The sequence below is a fragment of the Ligilactobacillus hayakitensis DSM 18933 = JCM 14209 genome, assembly GCF_000615845.1.
GTDB lineage: Bacteria > Bacillota > Bacilli > Lactobacillales > Lactobacillaceae > Ligilactobacillus > Ligilactobacillus hayakitensis.
Genome location: NZ_BAML01000037.1, coordinates 1 through 12,760, shown reverse-complemented (window position 1 = coordinate 12,760; position 12,760 = coordinate 1). Strand labels below are relative to the sequence as shown.

General features: G+C 34.3%; 11 protein-coding genes and 1 pseudogene. 4 read left to right on the top strand and 8 right to left on the bottom strand.

Annotated elements, in window-relative coordinates:
* Positions 1–471 precede the first annotated feature (471 nt).
* The gene (locus tag JCM14209_RS07730; protein WP_025022911.1) at positions 472–672 is read right to left on the bottom strand and encodes a hypothetical protein; all 201 of its coding nucleotides are present in this window, start codon (positions 670–672) and stop codon (positions 472–474) included.
* A gap of 176 nt (positions 673–848) precedes the next feature.
* Here JCM14209_RS07730 and JCM14209_RS09475 point away from each other — a divergent pair, with 176 nt between their 5' ends.
* Both JCM14209_RS09475 and JCM14209_RS07720 read left to right on the top strand, forming a co-directional pair.
* Complete coding sequence (locus JCM14209_RS09475; RefSeq protein WP_081774083.1) at positions 849–1,379, top strand: NADPH-dependent FMN reductase; 531 nt, start codon at positions 849–851, stop codon at positions 1,377–1,379.
* An 18-nt stretch (positions 1,380–1,397) separates the two neighbouring features.
* Positions 1,398–3,853, top strand: a pseudogene (locus JCM14209_RS07720) (flavocytochrome c).
* Positions 3,854–4,013: 160 nt separating this feature from the next.
* Here the strand turns inward: JCM14209_RS07720 and JCM14209_RS07715 are convergent.
* From JCM14209_RS07715 to JCM14209_RS07695, 5 genes are all read right to left on the bottom strand, one after another.
* Complete coding sequence (locus JCM14209_RS07715) at positions 4,014–4,679, bottom strand: DUF975 family protein (protein WP_051523420.1); 666 nt, start codon at positions 4,677–4,679, stop codon at positions 4,014–4,016.
* A 12-nt stretch (positions 4,680–4,691) separates the two neighbouring features.
* A complete protein-coding gene (locus JCM14209_RS07710; RefSeq protein WP_025022908.1) occupies positions 4,692–4,976 on the bottom strand; it encodes a hypothetical protein in 285 nt (94 codons plus the stop codon).
* Positions 4,977–5,313: 337 nt separating this feature from the next.
* Entirely contained in the window at positions 5,314–6,153 is an 840-nt protein-coding gene (locus JCM14209_RS07705) for an alpha/beta hydrolase (protein ID WP_051523419.1), read from the bottom strand.
* Between the two features lie 146 nt (positions 6,154–6,299).
* Positions 6,300–7,502 carry a glycosyltransferase family 8 protein gene (locus tag JCM14209_RS07700; protein WP_025022906.1) on the bottom strand — a complete coding sequence of 401 codons (1,203 nt, stop codon included), beginning with the start codon at positions 7,500–7,502 and terminating at the stop codon, positions 6,300–6,302.
* Between the two features lie 16 nt (positions 7,503–7,518).
* A complete protein-coding gene (locus JCM14209_RS07695) occupies positions 7,519–8,736 on the bottom strand; it encodes a glycosyltransferase family 8 protein (protein ID WP_035520245.1) in 1,218 nt (405 codons plus the stop codon).
* Positions 8,737–9,274: 538 nt separating this feature from the next.
* On the opposite strand from JCM14209_RS07695, the gene JCM14209_RS07690 reads away from it, so the two are divergent.
* Positions 9,275–9,862, top strand: a complete 588-nt coding sequence (locus JCM14209_RS07690; RefSeq protein ID WP_025022904.1) for a hypothetical protein — start codon at positions 9,275–9,277, stop codon at positions 9,860–9,862.
* 303 nt (positions 9,863–10,165) lie between these two features.
* On the opposite strand, the gene JCM14209_RS07685 is transcribed toward JCM14209_RS07690, so the two are convergent.
* Together JCM14209_RS07685 and JCM14209_RS07680 are read right to left on the bottom strand one after the other, a co-directional pair.
* Complete coding sequence (locus JCM14209_RS07685) at positions 10,166–10,498, bottom strand: DUF5388 domain-containing protein (RefSeq protein ID WP_025022903.1); 333 nt, start codon at positions 10,496–10,498, stop codon at positions 10,166–10,168.
* 1 nt (position 10,499) lies between these two features.
* Positions 10,500–11,309 carry a ParA family protein gene (locus JCM14209_RS07680; protein WP_025022902.1) on the bottom strand — a complete coding sequence of 270 codons (810 nt, stop codon included), beginning with the start codon at positions 11,307–11,309 and terminating at the stop codon, positions 10,500–10,502.
* A gap of 373 nt (positions 11,310–11,682) precedes the next feature.
* Here JCM14209_RS07680 and JCM14209_RS07675 point away from each other — a divergent pair, with 373 nt between their 5' ends.
* A complete protein-coding gene (locus tag JCM14209_RS07675; RefSeq protein WP_025022901.1) occupies positions 11,683–12,144 on the top strand; it encodes a low molecular weight protein-tyrosine-phosphatase in 462 nt (153 codons plus the stop codon).
* Positions 12,145–12,760: the final 616 nt, after the last annotated feature.

Sequence of the window (12,760 nt, the reverse complement as noted above, 5' to 3'; positions counted from 1 at the left end):
CTCGTTCGTTAAGAACATTAATTATTATAAATTAATTTTTCTTAACTGTCAACAACTAATTTTAAAAAATATGTCGTTGATTTATAACTGCCAAATGACAGCTTTTATAATATATCACTTATTAAAAAACATGTCAACATTTTTTTATTAAATGTTTTTTGCTTTCGTCATAAGCAACGATTAATAATATACTCTGATTTTTTAAAATCGTCAACAGTTTTTTGAAAGTTTTTTTGAAAAATTTTTTAATTACCTGCAAAAACTATTTTCTTTCTTCCTTACCGATCCATTTCTCGGTTTTGCTTACGGATTACAAACACTACTTTAATTATTTTTCCCCATAACATCTTAACCATACGGCAAATTCAATTGATACTTATTTGGTTAATTTTAAATCTTATTTTTTAATTGAAGTTATCCTTTCTTATATAATGTTATCAATTCCATAGGAGTCATCAAAGTTCTTTTCATTCAGACTTTGCTATAACACAAAAGTGTCAATTGCATCGCCACCCAATCTTTTGTCTCCGCAATATTTAATTCTACCATTACTTTATCACCTACCTTTAGCTTTTTAATTGTTTCCATAATTTTATTAGCACTACACTTAACGATTTCATCATTGCGTGCTGTGTTTTTTGTATTCATCTTCTTCATATTTTCTTCTTGCATGTTGTTGCTTTTTTATTCTATATATAATAACCAATTAATTCAGAATAAAAAATTACCGTCTTATTTATAGTAGAAGACTACAAAGACGACTCCGTGAAATTTTGCACAAACTTTGAATTTATCTTATAATAACTTTTGTTTATAAATAAAATTTTACTTAAAGGAGCGATATCTTTATGAAACTTGTTGGTATCGTCGGTACAAACGCAGATTTTTCATTGAATCGTAAGCTTTTACAATTCATGCAAAAGCATTTTGCGTCCCAAGCCGAAATTGAAATTTTAGAAATTAAGGACCTAGAAGCTTTTTTAGACCCTAATCAAGCTCCTAGCCAAAATGTTAAAACTTTTAGCGATAAAATCAAAGCAGCCGATGGTGTCATCATCTCAACTCCTGAATACGATCACACCATCCCAGCACCTTTAGCTTCTGCTTTAGAATGGCTTAGCCAAACTCAAGCCCTTAAATTTAAAAAAGTGCTTGTAACCGGAGCTTCTTATGGAATGTTAGGTACTCTTCGTGCCCAAGAACATCTCTTCCAAATTCTACATAGCCCAAGCTTAAGTGCCATCACTATGCCGGGGAAAGAATTCCTTTTACGCCGTGCTAGCGAAGCATTTGATGATAACGGCAACTTAAAAGATGCTAACGTACAAGCTGAGCTCGACGCTTACTTTGCAGAATTTATTAGCTTTATTAATGCTTAATCGAAAGGTGGATTTATCATGAAATTAGTTGGAATTGTTGGTTCTGCTAAGGACAACGCTCCTGTTAGAACCCTCCTTAAATTTATGCAAAAACATTTTGCAGACCAAGCCGAAATCACATTACTTGAAACTCGTGATTTCCCTATGTTTAATGAATCAAATGATCAAAGCGAAACTGAATTATTCCAAAATGCAGTTACTTTAATTGAAGAATCTGATGGGGTTATCATCGCAACCGATGAACAAAACCGTACCATCCCTTCTGCTTTAAACTCATTTATCGACTGGATGTCATTTAACCTTCATCCTTTCGAACAAAAACCAATGATGATTATCGGTGCTTCTGAAGATATGAATGGCGCTGCCAGTGCGCAAATTCATTTACGCGAAATCATGGACGCCCCTGGTTTAGGACCTATCGTTTTAGGTGCCAACGAATTTGTTTTAGGTAATGCCCAAGATAAGTTCGATGCAAATGGCGACCTTATCGATCAAGGAACCATTGATTTTCTAGCTCATGCTTAAAGAATTTCATCAAATTTGCAAGCATTCATGCCGGAATTGCAGTTGAAGAAAATGTTGAATTTGAACCCGGTGTTTACGAAGTTGATGCTAAAGGACATAACGGTGATTTCAAAGTTAAAGTTACCCTTTCTAAAGATCGTATCGAAGACATCGACATTGATACTAAGAGTGAAACTAAAGGAATTTCTGAACCAGCCTTTGAACGCATCCCTGCACAAATCCTTGCTGGTCAAACCCTTAACGTTGATGTTGTGTCTGGAGCTTCTGATACAAGTAACGGGATTTTAGATAGTGTGGCAACTGCCATCAAACAATCTGGTGGAGATCCTGATATCTTGAAGAAGCGTCCTAAACCAGATGCTAATGCCGTTGCTTTACCACAAGAATATAACGTTGATGTCGCTATTGTTGGTGCTGGTGGTGCCGGTTTAACTGCAGCTGCTTCAACCCTTCAAGCCAACAAAACAGCTTTAGTGCTTGAAAAATTCCCATCAACTGGGGGTAACACCGTTCGTGCTGGGGGGCCTGTAAACGCCGCTGATCCAGAATGGCAAAAACAATTCGCCGCTTTACCTGGGGAAGCTGATACCCTTAAAGCCATCCTTGATACTGACTTAAACGAAATCGACGTTGAATATCGTGACGATTTTGTTAAACTTCAAGGCCAAATCAAAGATTACCTTGATGGCAAGCATGACTACCTCTTTGATTCAAGTACTTGGCATGAAATCCAAACTTACCTTGGTGGAAAACGCGTTGACTTAAATGGTCAAGAAATCCACGGGAACTACGATTTAGTAAAAACTCTAACAGATAATGCCTTAGATTCAGTGAAATGGTTAGCTGATTTAGGGGTTGAATTTGATATGAGTGAAGTAACAATGCCAGTTGGGGCTAAGTGGCGTCGTGGTCACAAGCCAACTGAACCACTTGGCTTTGCCTTTATCCGTGTCCTTTCAGAATTCGTTAAAAATAACGGTGGTCAAATTCTTACTGAAACCCGCGCAACTAAATTGCTTACTGATGAAAATGGTAAAGTTGTTGGCGTTAAAGCGCGCAATGCATCCGGCCAAGAAGTTATTGTCCACGCTAAAGCTGTCATCTTGGCTGCTGGTGGTTTTGGTGCCAACACCAAGATGGTCCAAAAGTATAATACTTATTGGGAAGATATTGATGATGATATCGCAACAACTAACTCTCCTGCGATTACTGGGGATGGAATTGAACTTGGAACTGCTGTTGGGGCTGATTTAGTCGGCATGGGATTTTCACAAATGATGCCCGTTTCTGACCCAGTAACCGGGGAATTATTCACAGGTATTCAAACTCCACCAGCTAACTTCATCATGGTTAACCAAGAAGGTAAGCGTTTCGTTAACGAATATGAAGGACGTGACGTTTTAGCGAAGGCCGCAATTAAAAATGGTAGCTTATTCTATCTTATTGCTGATAATGAAATTAAAAAGACTGCTTATAATACCAGTGAAGAAAAACTTGAAGAACAAGTTAAAGCTGGTACCCTTTACAAGGATGACACCCTTGAAGGTTTAGCTAAGCAATTAAACATGGATCCTAGTGTCTTAGTTGATACGATTAATAAGTACAACTCATACGTTGATGCCGATCACGATCCAGAATTTGGCAAGAACGTCTTTGACTTAAAAGTCTTACACGCTCCATTTTATGCAACTCCTAGAAAACCAGCTATCCACCACACTATGGGTGGCTTGAAGATCGATACTAAAGCTCATGTTTTAGATGCTCAAAACCAAGCAATCAAAGGACTTTATGCTGCCGGAGAAGTCGCTGGTGGTTTGCATGCCGGTAACCGTTTAGGTGGTAACTCATTAGCTGACATCTTCACCTTTGGTCGTATTGCTGCTAAAACAGCCATCGCTGAAAGTCAAAGCGTTGAGCTCGATGCAACAAGCGGTCCTTCTGAAGACTAAAAATCATCGCTAAACGAATATAGAAATAGCAAAATAAAAACCTTAAGAAATCAAGGTTTTTGAATTATGTGACTTTTTTTCAGTCTATTTTGAGATTGTACAAACTTAGATTGCTCTTAACAAAAAAGAGGATGGAACTTAATCCATCCTCTTTTTTGTTCTATCCTAAATATTTATTACCCGCAAGTTTACGGTAATATTGGGCGTTAGTTGTTTCCATGTATGGAATTACCCAAAACATTCCAATTCCCAAACTAAGTACTCCCAAAATAATCCAACCAAGAAAACTTAATTGTAATAAGAAGTATTCCCATTTATGACCGTTCATTAACTTGCGACTTTCAGTAATTGCTTCAGTTAAACCAACATCTTTATTAGCCTGCATCATATCTTTTAAGATATAAAAAGTTTGTGAGTATGCTAAAGATTTGATGATTCCGGGAATAACAAGAAGAAGCGTCCACAAAACGGTAAACACACTTACCAAAATATTAGTTAGTAATGTATTTGTGAATCTTCCTTTAGTAAATCCTGAAAATACAGCCGCGAAGTAGTTTTCTTCACGCTTGCCTTCTACAAAATCCAAAAAAGTATAGACAGCACCTGCAGAAAATATCCCTGTAATTAGGGCACTCAAGGTAAGCCCCACATAAATTCGCGGTGGCACTCCACTTTCCAACGTCGTTTTCAAGTCAAGTTTACCACTAAAAATTGATTCAATAATTGACGTCACAATTGAATAAATAACTGTAAAAATCACGGCCCAAGTCCAGTTACCCGCTAATTTTTGTCTGGCACTTCTTCTTAATTCCGTTAGATTCATCATCTTAATCACCTCTTAGAATTGGGCTAATAAATAATCACGTAAAGCTGATCTAAATGCTGCACCTAATTCTTCTTTGACATCTTCAGGGTATTGTTCTACCACTTCTAATGCTTTAGGGAAAAATTCTGTTGCTGCATTAGCGTAATAATCATTAGTGCGATCCTTACCAAACTTGCGATCATAGCGCATCAATAAGTCATCTAATGATTGGTAGTCGCTTTTTGCTTCATATTTTTCTGATAAAAATGTTTGCGCTGACGCAATTGTGCCGCGCATAATTTCTAATCGTGTACTCATTTATTAGTTCACCTTTTATTATAGATTAGACTATTACTATAGTCTCTTTTCACTTGTATTATAACAAATTTTACCAAAATTTTCATTAAGATTATCTATCATTGTCAACTACTCTTCACCTATAGAAGAGGGGTTATTCTCGCTTCAGTATGATAAATACACCTAGGAAAATCTAAATAACATTTATTATATATATAATGTTTATGTTTTATATCTAATTCATTTACATTTAACACTTAACACAATTCAACAGTTTATACGTGAGTAAAAAATAGAGCTACCTCTCAGGCAGCTCTATTCATTACTACTAAAGTCAAACTTATTACATTCTTTCTCTTTATTTTTTCCATAAAAACTCAATCAGTACACGATCTACTTGGGAATTTTCATGAAGCTGACTGTGTTGTGCTTTTTTACCGGTAAATTTTACTTCTCGATATGATTTCGCCTTTTCACTAACAAGTGAACGCAAAGATTGGGATGAGGTATTTGATACCCGACCATCACTTTGATTATCAATATCTCCATATAGATTCAAAAATTGAATTTTATCCAAGTTTTTAACTTGGCGGATTCGTTCCAAACTCTGATATGTGGCTGATTTTTTTGTTGGCGTTCCGTCTTTGTTCAACTGAACATTTGCCGGTTCATTCATGCCTTTTATTCCATTAAAATGCCCCGCAATGTCAACAACTTTAACCACTTGCGGCAATCTTAAATTATCTGCTTCATGAATGATATAATACATTATCGACATATTCCCCATCGAATGTCCAACAAGGTTAACTTCAGTAATTCCATACCGTTTTTCCAAACTTAACATAACATTTTTAGAATATCGTGTTAATTTTGCTTCATTACCATCCCGATTATTGCGGTAATTCACAAGAATAATCGGATTTATATCATCTTTTTTAATAGTTCCATGAAATGTAACCTTCCCATTTTCAGAAACATCCGCTTCAATGATTGTCTTAGTCACTCCAGCACGTTTAGCTGCTTGTGCCATGTGCCTTTCAGCGTTACTGGAACTCCCATATCCATGAAAAAAAACAGTTGCTCTTTGTGCGTGATGATAAGTTGTCGTATTAACCTTATTTTGTACGCTGTTATATGCCAAAATTATGCCACCAATAACAAGCATTCCCAACAATATACTTAGTTTTTTGATTGCCATTTATTCACCTACTTTATTAATATCTAACCTTAACTAATAAAGGTACCATTTGAGCATGATGAACCAAATAAGTAGATAATGCTATCGTCATTTTGACGGTTAAAATTTTATTTCACCATTTTGTAAACCTTTTATTTGCCCGCAAACTAATTTTCAACTCGTAAGTTTAATTCTGCAATCATCTCATCCACGCTTGTTGCTTGATAAGCATATTCAACTCCTTCAAGAGCTAAATCTTGATAAGTTAGTACGGGGAGTCCGCGTTGATTGAAGAATTTTTGATCCGCAACTTTATTTGATTCTTCCCCTAACATTAACACGGCTTTAACCTTATCATAATTAAAGTTTTCCTTTATAAACACTTTTTTCACAAAGATATTCGGATGTACATTCAACCTCAATACTTTGAATGTTACTTCTGACGGTGCCACGATCAAAAAACTTACTTGTGGACATTGTTTAGCAATCTGTTCAATTCCTCGAATATTTTCTGTTAGCGTAAATACAAGTACTTGTTTTTGCGCTTGATTTTCTTGATACATTGCCAATGCATCCCGGACACTCATTTCATGATACATCCACCATTCTTGACGTCCATTAGTATCTCCCATCCATGTCCAAGGTTTGTTTTGTCCAGTAAAATGAATAATCTTTCTTTTATTTTGCAAAAATTTTTCTTTAGTTTGTTGAGAGACTTTATAAGCTTCTACGCCATAAGCCATATTATATTCTGGTGCGAGCTCATAAATTGAATCATAATCAAAATAGGCATTAAAGATATGTTGATCATCTGCTTGTTCATCAAGTCTGATTTCCTTATCTGTATGTTCAATATATGCAACTCGGCGTTCAGTTTCTTTTTTTAACCCGTCTACATAATTATTTTGCCGCCATACATCGCAATCAAAAAGAAGCACCCCTGAGTTATACCGATTAGTCATCGTTTCATATCCAAACCAATCTAATGCCATCCCAAGGGATTTTCCATTCAAATCAATTCTAAATAGTTCATCCAAATTAGCATTCACAACAACATCACAATCAAGATACAACACTCGATTAATGTCTTGTGGCAATAAATCTGGTAAAAGCATACGCGCATACGAAATTTTAGTAATATATTTAAATGAGGCATCCCATTTTAGTTCCGCTTCACTAATCTTCCAATCAATTACACGATTAGTTGTTCCGAAAAGAAAGTTATGATATTTCATAAAATACTCTGCAGGAATGTCAGTATTCACGACATAAATATTTAATTGGGCATTATGTGCGATTAACGATTTAATGGCGACATCAAGTTGATCCACATATCTATTATCGACACAAAAGACTATATTTTTCTCCATCCTAGTATTTTCTCCTTTATTTTTCCGATATATAACTCATAGTTAATTCTTTAACTTTATTAATCAAGTCTTTTACATCTTGAGCTTGATAAGCATATTCAACATTTTCAAATGCTAAATCTCGATATGTTAGTATAGGAACGGAAATTGAATTGAATAATTGTCCCTCTTCTTCTAAATTAAATTCTTCTCCCAACATAAGTATTGCCTTAATTGAAGTAAAATCAAAATAATCTGCTTTAAATTGTTCTCTCACAAAGATATTTGGTTGCATATTTAATTTCCAGATTTCCCTACTTATAGCTGTTGGTGCAACCACAATGAAATCAATCTTGGGATTAGCAGCGGTTATCTCTTTAAGCCCACGAATATTTGCTGATCGGGTATACACTAGCATTTGCCGTTGTTCAAATAATTTTTGATGCATCTTCACTACATCCCGAACACTCATAAAACGAAAATCCCACCAATTTTGACGTCCGCGCATATTTCCCCATTCAGCCCAAGGTTTAAGCGGACCAGTAAAATGAATAATTTTTCCTGCTTTAATTTCTTTAAATTTATCTCTAGCATATTGCGCCATGCCAAGAATCATCGTTCCAAATTGCGTGTTCATTTCGTAAGGTAATTCATACACATTATCATAATCAAAATATGCATTAACAACATGTTGATCATCCGCCCCAAGTTCAGGCGGAAGCGCTTTTGTAGCTTCTTCTTGTAGTTTAACTCTTTTTTCAATCTCTTCTTTTAAGCCTGAAACATAATTATTTTTCCGCCATACATCACAGTCAAATAACATCACTCCTGAATTATAGCGATTAGTTGCAGTTGCAAAGTTTAACCAATCAATTACTAAACCAACGGCCTTATCCATCAAGTCTATTTCAAATAACTGATCAATATTATCAGTCACCACAATATCACAATCTAAATATACTACCCGTTTTAAATGAGGTAATATTTCAGGGATGAGTAAGCGTGCATAAGAAATTTTAGTGATATATTCAAACGATGCATCCCATTTAAGTTCTTCTTCTTCGATTTTCCAATCAATTACACGGTTGCTCGTGTCATTCAAAACATGTTGATATTTCATAAAATATTCGTATGGAATATCAGCATTCACCACATAGATATTTAAATCTTCGTTATAAGCGATAAGCGATTTTATTGCAACGTCCAATTGAGCTAGATATCGATTATCAACACAAAAGACAACATTTTTCTCCATAATTTTCCCCGTATTTCCCATAAAATTAATCATTCTAATTATAACAAAATACTATTCGGGGGAGTTAATGTTTTTTACGATATAACTTTTACTTACTGATTTCAGTTTCAAGGCAAGAAACGACAGTCAACTTCCCCTCTCTAAAGTAGGCGGAGTTACGCTCTTTTCATTAAATCTCAAAGAAAAGAGCACAAAAAAAGTAACCATCTAGCAGCTTTTTACAAACTACTTAACCGTTACTTTTTTAGAATATATTTTTTTCAGTATTAATTGACAAAGATCCTTTTGTTTATTTCTTACTTAATGATGTAAGATAATCTTTGTTTTGCTTTAAATTTCATTTCCTATTCATTAACCATATGGTAATCACACTAATATTATTGATTATCCATTTAACATTTCATACTTAACACAAATAAATAGGTTGATTTTTATGTTCAACAACCCCATATTTTTCGGGAAATTTTCTCTAAACTCCCGCCATCACAACATTTTTTGGTATAATTTAAGCAGCATTTTTTGAAAGGAAAAATATTTGATGAAGAAACACTTAATTTGGTTAGCATGGGCTTTCTTTTTGGTTTTGATACCTGCCATTCCCATTGCTTCTTTTAACCTCAATTATCAAGCCCCTTCAGCTCAGCTTTTAGCTTATGATTTAGGAATTGTCGCTTTTGTCCTTTGGGTTGAAATCGCTTGGATTAAGCAAAAACCACAATGGGTCGAAAAAACGATTGGCGTTGATACGCTTTATAAGGTCATCACCTTCTTAGGAGTCATTGCCCTTTTAGGTGCCGGTTTACATCAATTGATTGCTGAAAGCGCATCAACTTTAATCAAAACAACGGGTATTATCGCCTGGATTTTGGCATTAGTCATTGCAATCTACGGCTTGATTGCCTTAGCGACAAAAATCCCCAGCCGCAAACTCAAAATCAATCGTTATCTCAGAAACATTATCAATAGCTTTGCGATTTTGGTGATTGTATTAATTTGGATTCACGTCAACGTTATTCCCGCCATCGCCAGCATTCAGCCCTTTATGATCACTTTTAATATTTACGCAATTTCTGCTTTCAATTGCTATATTTATGGTTGGATTAAAAAGCGCCAACATCGCAAATAGATTAGTGAATCTAAAAGCCTCCAATGAAAGTAACTATTATTGTTAGCATCATTGGAGGCTTTTCTTTGCTTTTATGAAACACTATGGTAATCACATTTATATTATCAATTATTCATTATATATTTAACACAAAGAATCAGGAAGATAATTATTCTTACAATCATTTTTCATGAATCGTCTACATAACAATACCGTATCGGCAAATATCTAACTGATTGATTTTGATTATTTCGCCAAAATTTTCCAGTTTCTACTATTATAATATCTCAACAAAAAAGACTAGGAAAACCTAGTCTCTAACTCTTATTTTTTACTTAATGATGTAAGATAATCCTTTTGTTCAAGAATGTTTAAGATACGATCGAAACGTTGACGATCACTATCACTCAACTTTTCAATGCGTTCACTAAGAAGTGAACCAACGATATCTTTTTGCGTTGAACCAATTCCGATATTTGTCAACGCTGTGATTTGATTACGAATGTGGTTATCAACGCGGACATTTGCAGGAAAAGTCACACTGTTATCTTCAGTTAAAACATCTTGTCTTGTAACTTGGTTTTCAACTTCAACAGTTTTTGTATGACGTAATCCAGCAGTTGATTGTCCTTTAGTATGTTTAAGTAAACCTGCCATTTTATTCACCTAATCTTTCTATAATTTCAGCTGCCACCTTGTGGAATGCTTTGTGTGTTCTGATATCCCATGAATCGTGAGGATGATCGGTAATCCCTGTCATATCCATACGTTTAACACGTTCCATTTGCATAATTTGAGATTTAAAGACGTTTTCGTCGCCAAATTCCTCAGCTGCGGCGTCCAAAATTTCTTTATCAACACTAGCTGAGCGTTTTGAAAGGAATGGTAAGATTCCTAAGATTTGTACGGTAGAACCATATTGATCAACAATACTATCTTGAAGATATTCAATCAAGACTTCTGCCCCTTGTAATGAGCGTTCTTGTGTTTGTAAAACCACAATGATTTGGTCGCAAGCATAAAATGCAGTATCATTAGGTAGAGAGATTGTTGGTGGCACATCAATGAAAATGAAGTCGTATTTATCACGAAGCGGATCAACTTGAGTCTTAAAGTATGAAATACGTTGTTCTTCATCGATAAAATTACGTTCCAAAAAACGTCCATACATACTAAAGTCAACCGCATTTGGTACTAAATATAAGTTTTCTCCAATTTCAATGGTAATGTCATCTAAACTTTCCTTCTTATTTAATGCAGTCATTAATGAAGATTCAATGGTTGCAACATTGTCTTTGTTTTGAGATTTTGTTTTTAAAAATAATGCGGTAATGTTGGCTTGAGGATCAAAATCGATAACCAAGCACTTTTTCCCCATCTTAGCTAAGTTATAACTAACTAACGCTGTGGCACTTGTTTTACCAACGCCACCTTTGAAATTTAAAAATGATAAAACGGTAGCTGTCACTTTTTTTCGTCCTTTCTATTATAATTTCCTATTGTTAAGTATACCATAAACTCCAACATTGTGTTAATACTCTTTGATAACCTATGACATTGTGTTAATGTATTTAACTTTAACATTATATATTATTCATTAATATAATTAATAATATATAAACATTCCCATTAATATAAAATATATAACATTACTATTAACATATACATTACTATTAACATATGCATTACTATTAACATATGCATTACTATTAACATAAAATATATATATTGCTATTAACATGATATATGTGGTAATTCACTTGGAAGAAATAACCCTGATAGTTGAAAGTTCTTAGTTTTTCCGCTACGATTAGATTACTACAATTTAACGGAGGGTTAATATGAATTTACTATTTGTATGCTTAGGTAATATTTGCCGCTCACCGATGGCAGAAGCTATGATGAAGGAGCGTATCAATCAAGCAGGATTAGCTAACCAAGTTAAGATTGACTCAGCTGGTACTTCAGATTTTAACAAAGGCAAGTTCGCTGATAGTCGTACAGTTAATCAATTAAACTTACATAACGTTCCTGCAGAAAATTTAATCTCACGCCAAATTACGCGTGCTGATATTTTAGAAAACGATTATGTTATTTGCATGGATGACTCAAATATTTCAAACGTTAAAGAAATGTTCGCTGATTTAACTTGCGACAACGTGATTGGGATTAACGATATCACTCCTAATAAAAAAGGTGTCGCTGTTGATGATCCTTGGTTTACAGGAGACTTTGAAACAACTTACCGCGACATTGATTATGCTTTAGATTTTTGGATGGATAAAGTCAAATCTGAATTATAATTTGCTTTTTGGATAAACTATGCATTTGTGTTATATGTATATGTATGTGTATTATGTTAATGGATAATGGATAATGGATATATAAATAAAATGGTAGTGGATATTCACTACCATTTTTATTTGCATTAATCCCTGTATCCTTTAAATACCATGGAATCTTTGCTTCGATTAGATAACTCTAATTAGAATTTCACATGCTTGTTTCTATAATTTCTTTTTCCATTTATCTCTTCTTATGTGTTAATGTTAGTGTTTATATATTATATTAATTGATAATATATTATTATTTATAAGTTAACTTGTTATCAGACGCGCTCAGAGCCTGCGTTCAATTTTTAATCAGACTTTTGCCTTCAACGCCCTTACTTGTTGCAGCGAGAAAGATGTGAGGAATGTTGCTGCTTTATTTTTTTTATTACTTCACTACCTTTTTAAGAGGTTTTCGTATTATATACTACCCTTAATATCCCACAAATGAGACATCCATAATTTTGGTAAACTTGCTATTACATGTACATGACTAATTATCCTATGTCTCAAGATCAAATATTCATTATATAGACTGTTGATTATTCAAAATATCTTTTCAACTTTTTACTCTTTATTTGTGTTAATA

Coding starts and splice junctions, on each gene's coding strand:
- JCM14209_RS07730 (WP_025022911.1), bottom strand. CDS start 672: ATGCAAGAAGAAAATATGAAGAAGATGAATACAAAAAACACAGCACGC.
- JCM14209_RS09475 (WP_081774083.1), top strand. CDS start 849: ATGAAACTTGTTGGTATCGTCGGTACAAACGCAGATTTTTCATTGAAT.
- JCM14209_RS07715 (WP_051523420.1), bottom strand. CDS start 4,679: ATGATGAATCTAACGGAATTAAGAAGAAGTGCCAGACAAAAATTAGCG.
- JCM14209_RS07710 (WP_025022908.1), bottom strand. CDS start 4,976: ATGAGTACACGATTAGAAATTATGCGCGGCACAATTGCGTCAGCGCAA.
- JCM14209_RS07705 (WP_051523419.1), bottom strand. CDS start 6,153: ATGGCAATCAAAAAACTAAGTATATTGTTGGGAATGCTTGTTATTGGT.
- JCM14209_RS07700 (WP_025022906.1), bottom strand. CDS start 7,502: ATGGAGAAAAATATAGTCTTTTGTGTCGATAATAGATATGTGGATCAA.
- JCM14209_RS07695 (WP_035520245.1), bottom strand. CDS start 8,736: ATGGAGAAAAATGTTGTCTTTTGTGTTGATAATCGATATCTAGCTCAA.
- JCM14209_RS07690 (WP_025022904.1), top strand. CDS start 9,275: ATGAAGAAACACTTAATTTGGTTAGCATGGGCTTTCTTTTTGGTTTTG.
- JCM14209_RS07685 (WP_025022903.1), bottom strand. CDS start 10,498: ATGGCAGGTTTACTTAAACATACTAAAGGACAATCAACTGCTGGATTA.
- JCM14209_RS07675 (WP_025022901.1), top strand. CDS start 11,683: ATGAATTTACTATTTGTATGCTTAGGTAATATTTGCCGCTCACCGATG.